This window comes from Enterobacter sp. 6722112 (assembly GCF_058661685.1).
Genome location: NZ_JBZWGR010000007.1, coordinates 2,273,609 through 2,288,763, shown reverse-complemented (window position 1 = coordinate 2,288,763; position 15,155 = coordinate 2,273,609). Strand labels below are relative to the sequence as shown.

The window sequence follows — 15,155 nt, the reverse complement described above, 5'->3', positions numbered from 1 at the left end:
AGCGTTGAAGGGTGCCACCGTCTACGTTCAAATTATCTCAAAGCGTGGCGTAAGCTATTACTCCGAAAGGGGGCAGTCTCTTTTATTGATCTCGCGCATCCTGTATGATGCGTCCTGCTAACCTTATTAACGCTGGTACTACTCCCGCTCAACATGACCCTATTAGCACTCGGTATTAACCACAAAACGGCCCCGGTTTCACTGCGAGAACGCGTTACGTTTTCGCCGGATACGCTCGACCTGGCGCTGGACAGCCTGCTTGCACAGCCGATGGTGCAGGGTGGCGTGGTGCTGTCGACGTGCAACCGTACCGAGCTGTATTTGAGCGTAGAAGAGCAGGACAACCTGCACGAGGCGCTGATCCGCTGGCTGTGTGACTACCACAACCTCAACGAAGAAGAGCTGCGCAACAGCCTGTACTGGCATCAGGATAACGATGCGGTCAGCCATCTGATGCGCGTGGCCAGCGGTCTGGATTCGCTGGTGCTGGGCGAGCCGCAGATCCTTGGCCAGGTGAAAAAAGCCTTCGCGGATTCCCAGAAAGGGCATCTGAAAGCCAGCGAACTGGAACGAATGTTCCAGAAGTCATTCTCCGTGGCGAAGCGTGTGCGAACCGAAACCGACATTGGCGCCAGTGCGGTTTCGGTTGCTTTCGCGGCCTGTACCCTTGCCCGTCAAATTTTTGAATCCCTGTCGACCGTCACCGTACTGCTGGTGGGAGCGGGCGAAACCATCGAGCTGGTGGCGCGCCATCTTCGCGAACACAAGGTGAAGAAGATGATCATTGCCAACCGCACCCGCGAACGTGCGCAGGTGCTGGCGGACGAAGTGGGCGCTGAGGTGATTGCGCTGAGCGACATCGATGAACGTCTGAAAGAGGCGGACATTATTATCAGTTCTACCGCCAGCCCGCTGCCGATTATCGGGAAAGGGATGGTCGAGCGTGCGCTGAAATCCCGCCGCAATCAGCCGATGCTGCTGGTGGATATCGCCGTTCCGCGTGATGTCGAACCGGAAGTGGGCAAACTGGCGAACGCCTACCTGTACAGCGTGGATGACCTGCAAAGCATCATTTCGCACAACCTTGCCCAGCGTAAGGCGGCGGCTGTGCAGGCGGAAACCATCGTTGAACAGGAAACCAGCGAATTTATGGCCTGGCTGCGCGCGCAAAGCGTCAGCGAGACCATCCGCGAATACCGCGGTCAGGCGGAGCAGGTGCGTGATGACCTGACGGCCAAAGCGTTAGCGGCCCTTGAACAGGGCGGCGACGCGCAGGCGATTATGCAGGATTTAGCCTGGAAACTGACCAACCGCCTGATCCATGCCCCAACCAAATCTCTTCAGCAGGCTGCCCGTGACGGGGACGATGAACGCCTGACTATTCTGCGCAACAGCCTCGGGCTGGAATAGCGCCCTATACCCATTTTCTAAGACAAGGTGCATTTACGCCTATGAAGCCTTCTATCGTCGCTAAACTGGAAGCTCTGCACGAGCGCCATGAAGAAGTCCAGGCGCTGCTCGGTGATGCCGGGACCATTGCCGACCAGGAACGTTTTCGCGCGCTGTCGCGTGAATACGCGCAGTTAAGTGATGTTTCAAAATGCTTTACCGACTGGCGACAGGTCCAGGAAGATATCGAAACCGCGCAGATGATGCTCGACGATCCTGAGATGCGCGAGATGGCGCAGGAAGAGTTACAGGATGCGAAAGCGCGTTCAGAAGAGATGGAGCAGCAGCTTCAGGTGCTTCTGCTGCCGAAAGATCCGGATGATGAGCGTAACGCCTTTGTGGAAGTCCGCGCCGGTACCGGTGGCGACGAAGCGGCGCTGTTCGCCGGAGATCTGTTCCGTATGTACAGCCGGTATGCCGAATCCCGTCGCTGGCGCGTGGAGATCATGAGCGCCAACGAAGGCGAGCATGGCGGCTACAAAGAGGTTATCGCCAAGATCAGCGGCGACGGCGTGTACGGTCGTCTCAAGTTTGAATCCGGCGGTCACCGCGTGCAGCGCGTGCCTGCGACAGAATCTCAGGGACGCATTCATACGTCAGCCTGTACGGTGGCGGTGATGCCGGAGCTGCCGGAAGCGGAACTGCCGGATATCAACCCGGCAGATCTGCGCATCGACACCTTCCGCTCATCAGGGGCAGGTGGTCAGCACGTTAACACCACCGACTCCGCTATCCGTATTACTCACCTGCCCACCGGGATTGTGGTTGAGTGTCAGGATGAACGTTCCCAGCACAAGAACAAAGCTAAAGCGTTATCCGTGCTGGGCGCCCGTATCCACGCGGCGGAAATGGCGAAACGCCAGCAGGCGGAAGCCTCTACCCGCCGTAACCTGCTGGGCAGCGGCGATCGTAGCGACCGTAACCGTACCTATAACTTCCCGCAGGGTCGCGTAACCGACCATCGCATCAACCTGACGCTCTACCGTCTGGATGAGGCGATGGAAGGCAAGCTCGATATGCTGATTGAGCCTATCGTGCAGGAATACCAGGCCGACCAGCTGGCGGCACTATCCGAGCAGGATTAATGGATTTTCAGCGCTGGTTACGCCATGCCGCCAGTGAGCTTTCTGCAAGTGAAAGCCCGAAGCGCGACGCCGAAATTCTGCTTGAGCATGTGACGGGTAAAGCCCGCACGTATCTTCTGGCTTTCGGCGAAACCGCTCTGACCGCTGAACAGCAATCGCAGCTGGAGGCGCTGCTTGCCCGCCGTAAAACCGGCGAGCCGGTGGCGCATCTGGTTGGCGAACGCGAGTTCTGGTCACTTCCGCTGTACGTTTCAGCGGCCACGCTGATCCCGCGCCCGGACACCGAGTGTCTGGTGGAGCAGGCGCTGGCGCGGTTACCGGCGCAGCCGTGTCAGATCCTCGATCTCGGTACTGGCACCGGCGCGATTGCGCTGGCGCTTGCCAGCGAGCGACCGGACTGCACCGTGACGGCGGTAGACGTGATGCCTGATGCGGTCGCCCTCGCGCGGCGCAACGTTGAACGGCTGGGGCTGAACAATGTTTCCGTTCTGCAAAGCAGCTGGTTTGCCGCGCTTGAAAGCCGCATGTTTGAGATGATTGTCAGCAATCCGCCCTACATCGACGAAGACGATCCGCATCTCGCGCAGGGCGACGTGCGTTTTGAACCTTTGACCGCGCTGGTCGCTGCGAATCAGGGACTTGCGGATCTCGATCACATTGTGACAACGTCACGACAACATTTGCTTCCCGGTGGCTGGCTGCTGGTGGAACATGGCTGGACGCAGGGAGAGGCGGTGCGAGCGCTGTTTACGCGTGCCGGATACGCTGCCGTGGAAACCTGCCGGGATTACGGCGGCAATGAACGTCTGACGCTGGGGCAGTGGTCATGAGCCTGTTTACGCTGCTGATCTCCGTTCACCTGATTTCCGTTGCCGTGACCATTGGCTTTTTCATTGCCCGCTACTGGTGGCGCTACAGCAACAATCCGCTGATTAACGCCCGCTGGGTACGCATCGCCCCGCACTGTATCGACACGGTGCTGTTCCTTTCCGGAGCCGGGTTAATGTGGAAAACCGGCTATCTGCCATTTACTGATAAAGGCGCATGGCTGACTGAAAAGCTGTTTGGCGTTATCATCTACATCGTTTTGGGTTTTATCGCGCTTGGGCGTCATCGTCCGCGCAGCCAGCAGACAGGGTTTATCGCCTTTTTGCTGGGTCTGGTGGTGCTGTACATCATCATTAAACTCGCCACCACAAGAATACCGTTACTGGGGTAAGTCATGAGGTCCTTAGCCGATTTCGAATTTAACAAAGTGCCGCTCTGCGATGGTATGATCCTGATTTCAGAGATGATCCGCGACGATTTTACGTCACAGTACGTTTACGCTGAACTGGAGAATCTGGTCAGCCTGGCGCGCGAAGAGATCAATCAGGCACGTCCGCAGGACTGGCAATTAGAGAAGCTGATTGAGCTTTTCTACGGCGAATGGGGTTTCTGCGACACGCGAGGCGTGTACCGCCTGTCTGACGCACTGTGGCTGGACCAGGTGTTGAAAAATCGTCAGGGCAGCGCCGTCGCGTTGGGCGCCATTTTACTGTGGGTTGCGCACGAGCTGGATATTCCACTGGTGCCGGTCATTTTCCCGACGCAGATGATTTTGCGGGCGGAGTGGCTGGACGGTGAGATGTGGTTAATCAATCCGTTTAACGGCGACACGCTGGATGAGCATACGCTGGACGTCTGGCTGAAAGGCAACATCAGCCCGATAGCTGAGCTGTTCAGTGAAGATCTCGATGAAGCCGATAACGCCGAAGTGATCCGTAAGCTCCTGGATACGCTGAAGTCTGCGCTGATGGAAGAGCGTCAGATGGAGCTGGCTCTGCGCGCAAGCGAAGTGCTGTTGCAGTTCAATCCGGAAGATCCGTACGAAATCCGCGACCGCGGCCTGATTTATGCGCAGCTCGACTGCGAGCACGTGGCGCTGAATGATTTGAATTATTTCGTCGAGCAATGTCCGGAAGACCCGATCAGCGAGATGATCCGCGCGCAGATTAACGCGATCGCGCATAAACACATTACACTGCATTAATCTTAATTCCGATTCACACCTGAATAAGGCGATCCTATGAAACAAAAAGTGGTTAGCATTGGTGATATCAACGTGGCAAACGACCTGCCGTTCGTGCTGTTTGGCGGTATGAACGTTCTGGAATCCCGCGATCTCGCTATGCGCATCTGCGAACACTACGTGACCGTGACCCAAAAGCTGGGCATCCCGTACGTGTTTAAAGCCTCTTTTGACAAAGCCAACCGCTCCTCCATTCACTCCTACCGTGGCCCGGGCCTGGAAGAGGGGATGAAGATTTTCCAGGAGCTGAAACAGACGTTTGGCGTGAAAGTGATCACCGACGTGCACGAAGCGTCTCAGGCACAGCCCGTGGCTGATGTGGTAGACGTGATTCAGCTTCCGGCGTTCCTCGCTCGCCAGACTGACCTGGTAGAAGCGATGGCGAAAACCGGTGCCGTGATTAACGTGAAAAAACCGCAGTTCGTGAGCCCTGGCCAGATGGGTAACATCGTCGACAAGTTTATCGAAGGCGGTAACGACCAGGTGATCCTCTGCGACCGTGGTTCAAACTTCGGTTATGACAACCTGGTTGTAGATATGCTGGGCTTCAGCGTGATGAAGAACGTCTCTAACCAGTCTCCGGTGATTTTCGACGTGACCCACTCCCTGCAATGCCGCGACCCGTTTGGCGCCGCGTCTGGCGGGCGTCGTGCGCAGGTGACCGAACTGGCGCGCGCCGGTATGGCAACCGGCCTGGCGGGTCTGTTCATTGAAGCGCACCCGGATCCGGCTAACGCGAAATGCGACGGTCCATCCGCGCTGCCGCTGGAGAAGCTGGAGCCGTTCCTGAAACAGATCAAAGCGATTGACGATCTGGTGAAGAGCTTCGACGAGCTGGATACCAGCAACTAATAAAAAAACCCGCTTCGGCGGGTTTTTCTTTGCCCGGCGGCGCTACGCTTGCGCGAGCCTACGGGTTTCGTAGGCCGGGTAAGCGTAGCGCCACCCGGCAAAAAAATTACGCAAATATCGTCATCAGATACGCAATAAACAGCGCCATATGCGCCGCGCCGTTCAGCACATTGGTGCGGCCGGTGGAGAAGGATATCTGGCACAGCAGCAAGGATGCCACCATCACAATCATCTCTGGCGCACCCAGCGCAAACTGCAATTCATTTCCCGTCATAAAGGCAATCAACGTCACCACCGGAACGGTAAGGGAGATGGTCGCCAGAACGGAGCCGAAGAACAGATTCATCGCCCGCTGCACCTGATTATTGAGCACCGCTTTCAGCGCTCCCAGGCCTTCTGGCGACAGGATCAACAGGGCCACCAGGAAACCGGTAAAGGCGACCGGCGCGTTCAGTTCAGTTAATAGCGCCTCCAGCGGGTTCGCATTCATCTTGGTGACCGCAATAACGGCAATCAGATGCACGATCAGCCAAACCGTATGCCACGCGCTGCTGTGCGCCGACGGCTTACCGTGATGCGGGTCATCGTCGTCGCCGTCGTCTTCATGCTCGTAAACAAACAGGCTCTGGTGCGTTTTGGTCTGGATCAGCAGGAACACGCCGTACATCGCCGCGGAAATCAGCGCCACCAGCAGCGCCTGGCCGGTGGTGAAATTTGCACCCGGCAGCGCCATCGGAAATACCAGCACAATAATCGCCAGCGGGAACAGGGCGATCAGGTACTGTTTAATGCCAAAGAGGTTCATGTACTGGGTGGCAAATTTGCGACCACCTAATAAAAGTGAAAAACCGACCAGGCCGCCGGTAACAATCATAATGATGGAGTAGAGCGTATCGCGCATTAGCGTTGGCGCGGCGTCGCCGGTGGCCATTAATGCGGAAATTAAACTGACTTCAAGAATCACAACCGAAAGGCTTAAAATTAATGACCCATACGGCTCTCCAAGACGGTGGGCTAACACATCCGCATGGCGTACCACGCTAAATGCACTGGTTAAAATACCCACCAGAGCCAGAATATTGATCCCCACAACCACTGGCAATGACTGACTGCTTCCCCAGAAGAGCAGCACAGCCAGTGCCAGAACCGGGAAAATGAGAGAGGTCTCCTTGTGGCGGGTTTTTACCGCCTCGTGTGTTGCTGTCATGTGTTTCTCCAACAATGCAGGTGCTTGTAATTATAGATAGATTTTAAAGGTATTAAATTAACAGAAATCTGTTAAAAACCCTGTATTTTTTACTTAATTTTACCCTTTATTATAATTTTTATGTCTGAGGCTTATAATGCCTTATCTCTGTTAAATATTAGTTTAATAACAATGAATTACATTTTTATATTGTTCATTTCTTTCTGTCGAGTGGCACCCTCGCGTATCGTCGTCCACACTTATCTTTTAGCCAAAAGAGAGGTTAACGATGCCATACAAATCGAAAAGCGAATTACCGGATAACGTGCAAAACGTATTGCCTGCCCACGCCCAGGATATCTACAAAGAAGCCTTTAACAGCGCCTGGGATCAGTACAAAGATAAAGAAGATCGCCGGGACGATGCCAGCCGTGAAGAGACGGCGCATAAGGTGGCCTGGGCCGCCGTGAAAAATGACTATGAGAAAGGGGACGATGATAAATGGCACAAAAAGAAATAGCCGCCAAATAACACGCTGCCTCCATTTTGACATTTCAGGCGGTTGACCTGCCGCTGTATTGCATCTGGCCCGCGAATTGCTTATCGTTGCTCAACTGCTGTTAAAATGAACAGCACGGAATGCCGGGAAGGCGAATTACAGATGTCGCAAGGAAGCATGCAGTGGCGGAGGTGGAATGTGTTAACGCGTGATTTCTTGATGAAGGCAGATTGTAAGACGGCATTTGGTGCTATTGAGGAATCGCTTCTGTGGTCGGCTGAACAACGTGCGGCGTCGCTTGCGGCAACGCTGGCCTGCCGCCCGGATGATGGTCCGGTCTGGATCTTTGGTTACGGCTCGCTGATGTGGAACCCGGCGCTCGAATTTGTTGAATCAGCAACCGGAACGCTGCCTGGGTGGCACCGCGCCTTTTGTTTGCGCCTGACCGCCGGACGCGGCAGCGCGTGCCAGCCAGGACGCATGCTTGCACTAAAAGAGGGCGGGCGCACCACGGGCGTGGCATACCGGCTGCCGGATACCACGCTGGAAGATGAGCTGACGCTGCTGTGGAAGCGCGAGATGATCACGGGCTGCTATATGCCCAGCTGGTGCAAGCTGGAACTGGATGACGGGCGCACCGTCAACGCGCTGGTGTTCATTATGGATCCGCGCCACCCGCTGTATGAAGCCGATACCCGAACCCAGGTGATTGCCCCGCTGATTGCCGCCGCCAGCGGACCGCTGGGCACTAACGCCCAGTACCTTTTCTCGCTAGATCAGGAGCTGACGCGTCTCGGCATGCAGGACGACTGTCTGAGTGAGCTGGTGGTGAAGGTGAAAGCGCTGCTGGAAGGGAACCCGCTCAGCAATACGCTGCGGCCGGGTTTTGCCTGATAATACGCCCGGCTGACCGGGCGTTTACGGTTATGCCGCCACGTAACTTACGGAATGTTCGAGCGACTGGCTGTGGCTGTCGATCAGCACATCCCAGGTGCCGGTGTAAGGCACCGTCAGCCAGGCCTTATCGTCCTGGACGGTAAGGATATCTGCCTGCGATTGCTTCTGTCCTTTTGTACTCATCAGATGGATGCGGCAACGCTCTGAGCAACGTACCACTACCGTATCCCCGCCAAACAGTTTCAGACTCGTTTTAACTCGTGCCATTTTATACCCCGTCGTTTTTGCCCATCCCGAGCGTGATGTTGTTCACAATTTACTCATTGCATAACACCAAAGGGGCAGGGGTGGGATGCTGATTTCGATCAAAAAATGGCGCAACGATTAAACAAAAATGACAAAATCCCTGAAACCTTTCAGCGGACGCGCGTTTACCCTGCTTAACGCGCGCCCGGGAAAAATTATATGCGGAAATGGCCAGCGGTCTCAGCAAGGTCGCCCGCCTGGCTTTGCAGCGCGCTGGCCGCCGCAGCAGACTGTACAACAAGTTCGGCGTTCTGCTGCACCATGCGATCCAGGTGATTCACCGCGTGGTTAATCTCATGGATCCCTTTCATCTGCTCGCGGGTGGCAATGGATATTTCACGCATAATGCCTGACACGCTCCCGACGCTGGCGCGGATCTCATCCATGCTGTCGCCCGCAAGGTGCACAAACCGGGAGCCGGTTGCAACGCTTTCGGTGGTGGAATCAATAAGGGATTTGATCTCCTTCGCCGCCTGAGCGCTGCGGCTGGCCAGGTTACGTACTTCCCCTGCAACGACCGCGAACCCACGGCCTTGCTCCCCGGCACGCGCCGCTTCCACCGAGGCGTTAAGCGCCAGAATATTAGTCTGGAAGGCGATGCCGTCAATGACGCTGGTGATATCGCCGATTTTCGCGGAAGCCAGTTCGATGGACTGCATGGTGCTGATGGCCTGAGCGACGACGTCGCCTCCGCGGGATGCGGCGGCAGAGGCCTTGCTCGCCTGTTCATTCGCTTCTGCTGCCGACTCGTTTGACTGCGTAACGGAGGCCGTGATCTCTTCCACGGCGCTGGCGGTTTCGCGAAGGCTTGATGCCGCCTGCTCGGTACGCCCGGAAAGATCCTGATTACCTGCCGCAATCTCATGCGCGGCGTTTTTCACTGAGGCGCTGGCATCACGCAGCTGGACCATCACCACAGAAAGCTTATCGCTGAAGGCGTTAAACGCCTGCGCGATTTGCGCCACTTCATCGCCCCCCTTATCCGGCAGACGCTGCGACAGATCGTTAGTACCGTTAGCAATGTTGTTCATCGCGTCACGGATACCGGACAGCCGCTTAAGAAGGCGGGCAATCAGGAGGTGCATGAGGGCTCCGCTCAGCAGGGCGAGGATCGCCAGAGACAGTGCAGATGCTTTTAGCAATGACCGCATCCCGGCGGTGGCATCGCCGTTATCGAGCGCCACAACCAGCAGCCAGTGCGTCCCCGGTACGGCGGTGGCCAGGAACGTTTTTTCGCGTCCGTTAAACGTTCCGTCAACCAGGTTGCCGCTTTTCAGGGTGGCAAAATCGGTCCCTTTGATCGTCTCCGTAAAAGGCTTAAGCGTCAGCGCAGGATCGCTGCCGGCAATAACGGTGCCGTTGCTGTCCAGAAGCAGTCCGCTGCTGGCCGGGGTCGGGTGAATACCGCGCACGTTAGCTACCACGCTGTCCATTGCCACATCGCCCGCCACCACCGCTTTCAGGGCACCTTGCTCTTTAACGGGTACCGCGAACGTCACCACCAGTTTCCCGGTGCCCGCGTCCACATAGGGTGCAGTCACTACCGGGCCATCAGCGCTGACGGCCTGCTGATACCACGGGCGAAGGGTGGGATCGTAATCAGCGGGTACCCCGGTTGGGTCAGAAAATTTAGCCGTTTTGCTGGCATAACCCACGTAGACGTTGGTGAATCCACCCGCCAGCGCAAGCTGTTTGAACACCGGAACCGGATCGTCGCTGAGCGCGACTGGCTGCGCCGAGGTGATGACGGTCATTTTGTTGTTCACCCAGTCGGCAATCGCCATGTTGTGGCTGGCGCTGGTGCTGGTCAGAATATCGCGCTGCGACTGCTGATTATCCTGGCGCGTGACCTGAAAGTTAATAATGGTATTAAGAAGAAGGGCGACGACCAGACAGCCTGTCGTCGCGGCAATGATGCGGGCGCGAATGGATCTGAACATAAGTGTAATACCTGCTGTGTTGTTTCCATGCCTATCGGCAACGGTGCAGGTAAACTTGATGCTGAAACCGCGTCCATAAGAAAATAATATTTTTAGCGGGTTATTATTAAAAAGTTAATACTTTATCGGCGGAAAGCGTCCATTCAGCCAGCTCCACCAGCGTACCAATTTCCACGCCATCAATCAGCGGTAGCCCGGTAATGCCGCGCCCGTCGGTACAGGTTTTGCACAGTTTGACCGGAACGTTTTGCGCGGTCAGGATCTCCAGCATTTGTTGAATGTTGTAGCCCTCTGCGGGTTTCTGCCCCTTCAGCCCGGCCGTGACGGCATCGGACATCAAAAAGAGGCGCAGCTCCAGCTCACTCGCCTTATCGCGCAGCGCGATTGCCAGGCGCAGGCTGTTAAAAAGGGATTCACTGCCGTAGGCCGCACCGTTGGCGACGATCACAATCTTCTGCATGTTGACTCCTGTTCTTTGAAAAGGCACGAATATTGCTTCTCGTACCGAAGAATACGTATCGGGGAGAGAAACGATGACGATAGTGGCTGGCAGTTCCCCTGGCGCAACCGAATGGTTCCAGCGTGCGAGAATGTTGCGCGAGGAACAGCTCGGCAGACTGGCGCAGCTGGGCGCACTGGTGAACGGCATCAGTCGACTGGTGCATATGCTACAGTGCGAGCGCGGTGCGTCAAATGTCTGGCTCTGCTCGCAGGGCAAATTGTACGCGCCTGAATGCAAGGCCAGCAGGGCCCTGGTGGATGAAAACCTCGCCGCATTGCACCTTCAGTTTAACGAACCGCTGCCGGGCAGCGCCCTGTGCGAACGTATTGCCAGCGCACTGCACGGCCTTGAGACGCTAACGGCGCTGCGTGATGGCGTTACAGGCCAATGCGTCACCGCGCCGGAAGCGATGGAACACTACAGCCGCATACTGCGTCATTTGCTCAGTATCGTACCTCAACTCAGCGACAGCATTGACGATCCGCACATCGCGGGCCGATTTGTGGCCCTTTACAGCCTGATGCAGGGCAAAGAACTTGTGGGACAAGAGCGGGCGCTGGGGGCTATTGGTTTCACCCAGGGATTCTTTGACGATGAAACCCGCCAGCGGCTGGTGGATCGCATTGATGGCCAGCAGGCCTGCTTTGAGGTTTTTATCTCCCATTGCACTCCAGACGTGCAGGAGACGTTTATCCTCAACTGCCAGCCGGGTCTGGAGACTGAAAAACTCAGGCGTGAAGCGTGCACCCGCCAGCCTCCGGCAGATAACGGCGATACCGCCCTCAAATGGTTTGCCCTGCAAACCGCGCGCCTTGAGCACCTGCGCACGCTGGAGGAGGTGGCAATTGCCGATCTGATGACGGCAGTTGAGGAGCGCCGCTATAGCGAAAACCTGCACGTAGACGATGAGCACGACGATATCCTGGCGCGATTTCCTGACAGACCGCTGCTGCCGCTGGTGCGCCAGCAGGCGCGTGAAATTGAGCAACTCTCCCGTCAGCTTGCTTCTCTGCGCGACACGCTGGAGGAGCGTAAGACCATCGACAAAGCCAAAAGCGTGCTGATAACGCACCAGAACATGAGCGAGGAGCAGGCGTGGACCGCGCTGCGCAAAATGGCGATGGATAAAAACCAACGCATGGTAGATATCGCCCGTGCGCTGCTTATGGTGAAAAATCTTTGGAAGATACCCCCTGGGGAGTAGTTGCACAGTCAGTGGGCATTTTGTGCCTGATTGAGGTGCGTAAAACAGCGCTCTTCTTGCAGAAACCCCGTAACGCCGGGGATGAAAAGCTGGCATTACCTTTGCATTAACAGATTAACCATTTTCGACGATGCGCCAACGGCGGTGCATGCGTCTTCGGGATAAAGGCGTCCAGCGGTGCTTCAGCACCGTCGGGCGCTTTTTTTTGCCTTTTTTCAGGAGCAATTATGGCGGATTTGTCGAGACGGCGGTTATTGCAGGCCAGCATGCTGGCGAGTGGTGCGATGCTGTTGCCGGGTGTCATGCAGGCCGCATGGGCGGCGGGGTCAGATAAGCCGGAGCAGGATACCGTGCGTATCGGGTTTATCCCCCTGACCGACTGCGCGCCCGTGGTTATCGCGGCCCTGAAGGGGTTCGATAAAAAACACGGCATTACTATTGTGCCGACCAAAGAGGCGAGCTGGGCGGCAGTGCGCGACAAGCTGGTGGCGGGCGAGCTGGACGCTGCGCACATTCTTTACGGCCTGCTGTACGGTCTGGAGCTGGGTATCGCGGGCAAGCCGCAGCAGATGGCGAACCTGATGACCCTCAACCAGAACGGACAGGCCATTACGCTCTCCAGCGATCTGGCGGAGAAGGGCGTTCGTGACCTCGACGGGCTGAAAAAGCTGATTGCGCAGCAGGCGCCGGGAACCTACACCTTCGCGCATACCTTCCCGACGGGAACGCACGCCATGTGGCTCTACTACTGGCTGGCCAGCGCGGGGATTAACCCGTTTGACGACGTGCGCACCGTGGTGGTGCCGCCGCCGCAGATGGTGATGAACATGCGCATTGGCAACATGGTCGGGTTTTGCGTTGGCGAGCCGTGGAACGCGCGGGCGATTAACGACCGCATCGGATTTACCGCCGCCACGTCGCAGTCCATCTGGGCCGATCACCCGGAAAAGATCCTCGGCACCCGACGCGACTGGGTGGCGAAAAATCCGCACACCGCACGGGCGCTGGTGAGCGCCGTGATGGAAGCCGCGCGCTGGATCGAGGCGTCAGCGGAAAACAAACGCGAAACCGCGCAGATCCTCTCGCGCCGCGCCTGGCTCAACTGCAAGGAACAGTATCTCACCGGACGTATGCTTGGCGAGTACGACAACGGGGTCGGTCAGCGCTGGCAGGATGCGCACCCGATCCGTTTCTTCAACGAGGGTGCCGTGAGCTACCCGTATCTCTCAGACGGGATGTGGTTCTTAACCCAGTTCCGCCGCTGGGGCTTGCTCAACGCCGCGCCGGATTACGCGGGCATTGCACAGCGCATTAACCAGACCGCGGTCTGGCAGGATGCCGCGACCGCCGTGGGCGGCATGTCCACACCGTCATCACCATATCGCAGCAGCACCCTGATGGACGGCACCGTCTGGAACGGCACCGATCCGGAAGGGTACGCCAACCGCTTCGCCATTCACCGTAAAGGGGCCTGAGTATGCAGCATCTGCAAAATACAAAACCACAAGAGACGTCAGAGAGCGGGGAAGTGATTGTCCTGCCTCCGCTACAGGTTCGCCGTCGTGCGCCAGCGTTTACGCGTCGGATGAATGATTTTTTACAGCGCGTCATCCCGGCGCTGCTCGGTCTCGGCCTGCTGGTGGTGCTCTGGCAGCTGGCAGCGATAAACAGTAAAGGCTTTCCGACGCCGCTCAGCACGCTCGATTCGGCCATGACCCTGTTTGCCGATCCGTTTTATCGCGACGGGCCAAACGATATGGGCATTGGCTGGAACGTGCTGGCGTCGTTGCAGCGCGTCGCCATCGGCTTCGGTCTGGCGGCGATGGCGGGCATTCCGCTGGGCTTTTTGATTGGCCGCTTCACCTTTTTCTCGCGCATGTTCAACCCGCTGATCGCGCTCCTGCGTCCGGTCAGCCCGCTGGCCTGGCTGCCTATCGGCCTGCTGCTGTTCCAGAAAGCGGAGCCTGCATCGAGCTGGACCATTTTTATCTGCTCCATCTGGCCGATGGTGATCAACACCGCTGAAGGGGTACGCCGTATTCCGCAGGACTACCTCAACGTGGCCCGGGTGTTGCAACTCTCAGAGTGGACCATCATGCGCCGCATTCTTTTCCCCGCCGTGCTGCCTGCGGTGCTGACCGGGGTACGTCTTTCCATTGGCATTGCCTGGCTGGTGATTGTCGCCGCCGAGATGCTCACCGGAGGTTTAGGCATTGGATTCTGGATCTGGAATGAGTGGAACAACCTCAACGTCGAAAACATTCTCATCGCCATCGTCATCATTGGCGTGGTCGGGTTGCTGCTGGAGCAGGGGCTGATGCTGATCGCCCGTCGCTTTAGCTGGCAGGAAAAATAAGGAGTGAAGATGAAACCGTTAATTCAGGTCCAGGCCGTGAGCCAGCGTTTTTCCACCGCCAGCGGCGAGTTTCTGGCGCTGCAAAACGTCTCTTTTGATATCCACGAGGGCGAAACCGTCAGTCTGATTGGTCACTCCGGCTGCGGCAAGTCGACGCTGTTAAACCTGATCGCCGGGATCACGCTGCCGACGGAAGGCGGGCTGATTTGCGACAACCGCGAAATCGCCGGGCCGGGGCCAGAGCGCGCGGTGGTGTTCCAGAACCATTCGCTGCTGCCGTGGTTAACCTGCTTCGACAACGTGGCGCTGGCGGTGGATCAGGTCTTCCGTCACACCATGAGTAAGGCCGAGCGCAAAGCGTGGATTGAACACAACCTCGACCGGGTGCAGATGGGCCACGCGCTGCATAAGCGCCCAGGGGAGATCTCCGGCGGCATGAAGCAGCGCGTCGGGATTGCCCGGGCGCTGGCGATGAAGCCGAAAGTGCTGCTGATGGATGAGCCGTTTGGCGCGCTCGATGCGTTGACGCGTGCCCATCTTCAGGATTCGGTGATGCAGATCCAGCAGGCGCTGAACACCACCATCGTGCTCATCACACACGACGTGGACGAGGCGGTACTGCTCTCTGACCGCGTACTGATGATGACCAACGGCCCGGCGGCCACCGTGGGTGAGATCCTGCGCGTCGATCTGCCGCGCCCGCGCAACCGGGTGCAGCTGGCGGACGACAGCCGCTATCACCACATGCGCCAGCAGATCCTCCATTTCCTCTACGAAAAACAGCCGAAAGCGGCGTAATGAGGGGGCA

The 15,155-nt window shown here is 57.2% G+C and carries 16 protein-coding genes; 12 read left to right on the top strand and 4 right to left on the bottom strand.

The genetic code is table 11. The annotated features are described in order from the left end of the window. Positions 1 to 153: 153 nt before the first annotated feature. Genes hemA through kdsA form a run of 6 tightly spaced genes read left to right on the top strand, consistent with a single transcriptional unit; the run spans position 154 to position 5,457 of the window. Complete coding sequence (gene hemA, locus AC4OVU_RS12460) at positions 154 to 1,410, top strand: glutamyl-tRNA reductase (protein ID WP_003856666.1); 1,257 nt, start codon at positions 154 to 156, stop codon at positions 1,408 to 1,410. 41 nt (positions 1,411 to 1,451) lie between these two features. Then, positions 1,452 to 2,534: a peptide chain release factor 1 gene (gene prfA, locus AC4OVU_RS12455; RefSeq protein ID WP_003856667.1), complete on the top strand. Its 1,083-nt coding sequence runs from the start codon at positions 1,452 to 1,454 to the stop codon at positions 2,532 to 2,534. Next, on the top strand, positions 2,534 to 3,364 hold the full coding sequence (gene prmC / locus AC4OVU_RS12450) for a peptide chain release factor N(5)-glutamine methyltransferase (protein ID WP_023303859.1): 831 nt from the start codon (positions 2,534 to 2,536) through the stop codon (positions 3,362 to 3,364). The genes prfA and prmC overlap by 1 nt, the downstream gene beginning before the upstream one ends. Beyond that, entirely contained in the window at positions 3,361 to 3,753 is a 393-nt protein-coding gene (sirB2, locus tag AC4OVU_RS12445; RefSeq protein ID WP_110293021.1) for an invasion regulator SirB2, read from the top strand. The genes prmC and sirB2 overlap by 4 nt, the downstream gene beginning before the upstream one ends. A 3-nt stretch (positions 3,754 to 3,756) precedes the next feature. After that, complete coding sequence (sirB1, locus tag AC4OVU_RS12440; protein ID WP_110293022.1) at positions 3,757 to 4,566, top strand: invasion regulator SirB1; 810 nt, start codon at positions 3,757 to 3,759, stop codon at positions 4,564 to 4,566. A 36-nt stretch (positions 4,567 to 4,602) separates the two neighbouring features. Next, positions 4,603 to 5,457 carry a 3-deoxy-8-phosphooctulonate synthase gene (gene kdsA, locus AC4OVU_RS12435; protein WP_023303858.1) on the top strand — a complete coding sequence of 285 codons (855 nt, stop codon included), beginning with the start codon at positions 4,603 to 4,605 and terminating at the stop codon, positions 5,455 to 5,457. A gap of 106 nt (positions 5,458 to 5,563) precedes the next feature. On the opposite strand, the gene chaA is transcribed toward kdsA, so the two are convergent. After that, positions 5,564 to 6,664 carry a sodium-potassium/proton antiporter ChaA gene (chaA, locus tag AC4OVU_RS12430; protein ID WP_003856672.1) on the bottom strand — a complete coding sequence of 367 codons (1,101 nt, stop codon included), beginning with the start codon at positions 6,662 to 6,664 and terminating at the stop codon, positions 5,564 to 5,566. Positions 6,665 to 6,932: 268 nt separating this feature from the next. On the opposite strand from chaA, the gene chaB reads away from it, so the two are divergent. Together chaB and AC4OVU_RS12420 are read left to right on the top strand one after the other, a co-directional pair. After that, positions 6,933 to 7,163 carry a putative cation transport regulator ChaB gene (gene chaB, locus AC4OVU_RS12425; protein WP_003856674.1) on the top strand — a complete coding sequence of 77 codons (231 nt, stop codon included), beginning with the start codon at positions 6,933 to 6,935 and terminating at the stop codon, positions 7,161 to 7,163. Between the two features lie 177 nt (positions 7,164 to 7,340). Further along, the gene (locus AC4OVU_RS12420; protein ID WP_017384255.1) at positions 7,341 to 8,036 is read left to right on the top strand and encodes a gamma-glutamylcyclotransferase; all 696 of its coding nucleotides are present in this window, start codon (positions 7,341 to 7,343) and stop codon (positions 8,034 to 8,036) included. A gap of 30 nt (positions 8,037 to 8,066) precedes the next feature. Here the strand turns inward: AC4OVU_RS12420 and AC4OVU_RS12415 are convergent, their stop codons facing one another. The 3 genes from AC4OVU_RS12415 to AC4OVU_RS12405 form a co-directional block, all read right to left on the bottom strand. Further along, positions 8,067 to 8,306, bottom strand: a complete 240-nt coding sequence (locus AC4OVU_RS12415; protein WP_015570352.1) for a hypothetical protein — start codon at positions 8,304 to 8,306, stop codon at positions 8,067 to 8,069. A gap of 194 nt (positions 8,307 to 8,500) precedes the next feature. Continuing rightward, the gene (locus AC4OVU_RS12410) at positions 8,501 to 10,285 is read right to left on the bottom strand and encodes a methyl-accepting chemotaxis protein (RefSeq protein WP_110293024.1); all 1,785 of its coding nucleotides are present in this window, start codon (positions 10,283 to 10,285) and stop codon (positions 8,501 to 8,503) included. A 106-nt stretch (positions 10,286 to 10,391) separates the two neighbouring features. Then, entirely contained in the window at positions 10,392 to 10,745 is a 354-nt protein-coding gene (locus tag AC4OVU_RS12405; protein WP_110293025.1) for a DsrE/DsrF/TusD sulfur relay family protein, read from the bottom strand. A 73-nt stretch (positions 10,746 to 10,818) separates the two neighbouring features. On the opposite strand from AC4OVU_RS12405, the gene nasR reads away from it, so the two are divergent. From nasR to AC4OVU_RS12385, 4 genes are all read left to right on the top strand, one after another. Then, positions 10,819 to 11,991: a nitrate regulatory protein NasR gene (gene nasR / locus AC4OVU_RS12400; RefSeq protein WP_110293026.1), complete on the top strand. Its 1,173-nt coding sequence runs from the start codon at positions 10,819 to 10,821 to the stop codon at positions 11,989 to 11,991. A 227-nt stretch (positions 11,992 to 12,218) separates the two neighbouring features. After that, positions 12,219 to 13,466, top strand: a complete 1,248-nt coding sequence (locus AC4OVU_RS12395; protein WP_023296759.1) for a CmpA/NrtA family ABC transporter substrate-binding protein — start codon at positions 12,219 to 12,221, stop codon at positions 13,464 to 13,466. Between the two features lie 2 nt (positions 13,467 to 13,468). Continuing rightward, positions 13,469 to 14,347, top strand: a complete 879-nt coding sequence (ntrB, locus tag AC4OVU_RS12390; protein WP_017384249.1) for a nitrate ABC transporter permease — start codon at positions 13,469 to 13,471, stop codon at positions 14,345 to 14,347. Positions 14,348 to 14,356: 9 nt separating this feature from the next. Further along, positions 14,357 to 15,145, top strand: coding sequence for an ABC transporter ATP-binding protein (locus AC4OVU_RS12385; protein ID WP_015570359.1), 789 nt, complete (start codon positions 14,357 to 14,359; stop codon positions 15,143 to 15,145). Positions 15,146 to 15,155: the final 10 nt, after the last annotated feature.

What these genes read in the sequence shown, in the direction of transcription:
- hemA (WP_003856666.1), top strand. Translation starts at nt 154, where the DNA reads ATGACCCTATTAGCACTCGGTATTAACCACAAAACGGCCCCGGTTTCA.
- prfA (WP_003856667.1), top strand. Translation starts at nt 1,452, where the DNA reads ATGAAGCCTTCTATCGTCGCTAAACTGGAAGCTCTGCACGAGCGCCAT.
- prmC (WP_023303859.1), top strand. Translation starts at nt 2,534, where the DNA reads ATGGATTTTCAGCGCTGGTTACGCCATGCCGCCAGTGAGCTTTCTGCA.
- sirB2 (WP_110293021.1), top strand. Translation starts at nt 3,361, where the DNA reads ATGAGCCTGTTTACGCTGCTGATCTCCGTTCACCTGATTTCCGTTGCC.
- sirB1 (WP_110293022.1), top strand. Translation starts at nt 3,757, where the DNA reads ATGAGGTCCTTAGCCGATTTCGAATTTAACAAAGTGCCGCTCTGCGAT.
- kdsA (WP_023303858.1), top strand. Translation starts at nt 4,603, where the DNA reads ATGAAACAAAAAGTGGTTAGCATTGGTGATATCAACGTGGCAAACGAC.
- chaA (WP_003856672.1), bottom strand. Translation starts at nt 6,664, where the DNA reads ATGACAGCAACACACGAGGCGGTAAAAACCCGCCACAAGGAGACCTCT.
- chaB (WP_003856674.1), top strand. Translation starts at nt 6,933, where the DNA reads ATGCCATACAAATCGAAAAGCGAATTACCGGATAACGTGCAAAACGTA.
- AC4OVU_RS12415 (WP_015570352.1), bottom strand. Translation starts at nt 8,306, where the DNA reads ATGGCACGAGTTAAAACGAGTCTGAAACTGTTTGGCGGGGATACGGTA.
- AC4OVU_RS12410 (WP_110293024.1), bottom strand. Translation starts at nt 10,285, where the DNA reads ATGTTCAGATCCATTCGCGCCCGCATCATTGCCGCGACGACAGGCTGT.
- AC4OVU_RS12405 (WP_110293025.1), bottom strand. Translation starts at nt 10,745, where the DNA reads ATGCAGAAGATTGTGATCGTCGCCAACGGTGCGGCCTACGGCAGTGAA.
- nasR (WP_110293026.1), top strand. Translation starts at nt 10,819, where the DNA reads ATGACGATAGTGGCTGGCAGTTCCCCTGGCGCAACCGAATGGTTCCAG.
- AC4OVU_RS12395 (WP_023296759.1), top strand. Translation starts at nt 12,219, where the DNA reads ATGGCGGATTTGTCGAGACGGCGGTTATTGCAGGCCAGCATGCTGGCG.
- ntrB (WP_017384249.1), top strand. Translation starts at nt 13,469, where the DNA reads ATGCAGCATCTGCAAAATACAAAACCACAAGAGACGTCAGAGAGCGGG.
- AC4OVU_RS12385 (WP_015570359.1), top strand. Translation starts at nt 14,357, where the DNA reads ATGAAACCGTTAATTCAGGTCCAGGCCGTGAGCCAGCGTTTTTCCACC.